Consider the following 1,604-nt stretch of genomic DNA (forward strand, 5'->3'; position numbering starts at 1 on the left):
GAAATAACAAAGGAAAGACCATGTCATTTAGGGAAGCGCACAAAATAACTTCCCTTTTTTGATTAGAAAACAGACATCGGTTTGAGCGAATAGTTCCATTTTGGCAGCACCTTACTAAAGTTTAAATTCAGTGCACTTAGACTTTCTTTCGTGTACCTCTTGCCAGTCTTATATGCCTTGTTGATGATCTTGGCTGTAACAGATAGCCCGGTCTTTGTCTTCGCTCTTTCCATCAAACTTTTTACCCTTTGCATCGTCGTGAGCTTTGCGCCATTTATGGCACGCGTAACATGAGGAAATACCCGATGCTCAATCGGATTATACTTTGATGCGTAAGATGGATAATGCGCAATAACAATCTCAAGCTGGATTTCATTTGCCACGTTCTGTAACGCATGCTTGAATCCATGACTTCGATAAGAATTGGCACCACCAGCATCACACAAAATGAGTAGTCTCTTAGCCGATTGGTAATCTACTTTGCCAGAGTGATTCCACCACAGCTTCAGCGAGTCGGCAATGAATTCGGCTGTTTCATGAGAGTCGCCAAGATGAATGCTGGCTTTGTTCTGCTTCATATCATAGATGCCATGCGGGACAGCCTTTCCTACGGCTAAATAGCTGTAGTCGTGATCGTAGCTATCCTGAGGGCGGTTACAAAAAGCATAACCATCGCGATGTAAATCCCCTAATGGCTCTTTCTTTTTAGTGTCTATGCTTATCATTGGATCCGTACATGCCCGAAACTCCTCGCACAGTGCCTTGATGTGTTGAAACTGATCATCACGGTCCGCTACCTGTTTGATTGTCTTGTTGTGCAACATCTTACGACGTTTGTAGCCATGAAGTTTTAACAGTTTTGACACCAAGGTTCTGCTAACAAAAAATCCGATATTGCCTAACTTCAAGACAATCTCACCTTTGGTTAAATTCGTCCACTTAACGGATTCATCCATCGGATCCCCAGCGGTATGTGCTTCCATAATCAAACCAAAAGCCAAGTTCAGATCATCGTCAGCCACTTTGCTCTTCCGACCGCCGCCTGCCACTCTTTCTCGCCCTGATGGCAAAAAAAATCGGATTGAAGTTCCAGTATTCCTCGACGGATCGTCTTGGGGTCACAACCAAACAGATCACAACAATATTGGATTCCATGCTTACCTTTTTGCATCGCTGTGACTGCCGCAAAATGACGACGATCTTTTTCTGAAAGGGATTTGTATAGCTTTTTCATGTTGTCTTCTACTGAGATATACTTCATGTAGTCCATTGTCATTCAAATTATTATCATTACGCCAAAGCATAAGAATAACGGCCACATCTGGTCTGTAAAGTTCTGACAGCAAAAAAGTTTATTTTCTTAAGCGGGTAATTGATTTTATTGTTGCGGTTTTGGTGACTAATGTTTAACTTGGGGTCGGGAAGTTATTTTGTGCGCTTCCCTTAAAATGATTATCCATAAACAGGTCAACAATATGCCAGGACGCAAAGAGCCTCGGTGCAGAAAACGCAGAACAAAGGCATATCCCCCACTAAAAAAAGCTCGAGGTTTATACAAAAATGATGCTTAACTTAGTCACATTAATCACTTACCATTATATCGC

General features: G+C 42.1%; 2 protein-coding genes. Both read right to left on the reverse strand.

All coding sequences use genetic code 11. From position 1 onward, the window contains the following. Positions 1–62: 62 nt before the first annotated feature. Positions 63–1,022 (reverse strand): ISAzo13 family transposase, encoded by a 960-nt coding sequence (locus DNK84_RS09405; RefSeq protein WP_235826875.1) that lies wholly within the window; start codon positions 1,020–1,022, stop codon positions 63–65. Then, complete coding sequence (locus DNK84_RS14350) at positions 1,004–1,234, reverse strand: hypothetical protein (protein WP_162902349.1); 231 nt, start codon at positions 1,232–1,234, stop codon at positions 1,004–1,006. The genes DNK84_RS09405 and DNK84_RS14350 overlap by 19 nt, the downstream gene beginning before the upstream one ends. Positions 1,235–1,604 lie beyond the last annotated feature (370 nt).

The organism is Facilibium subflavum (assembly GCF_003574485.1).
GTDB lineage: Bacteria > Pseudomonadota > Gammaproteobacteria > Francisellales > Francisellaceae > Facilibium > Facilibium subflavum.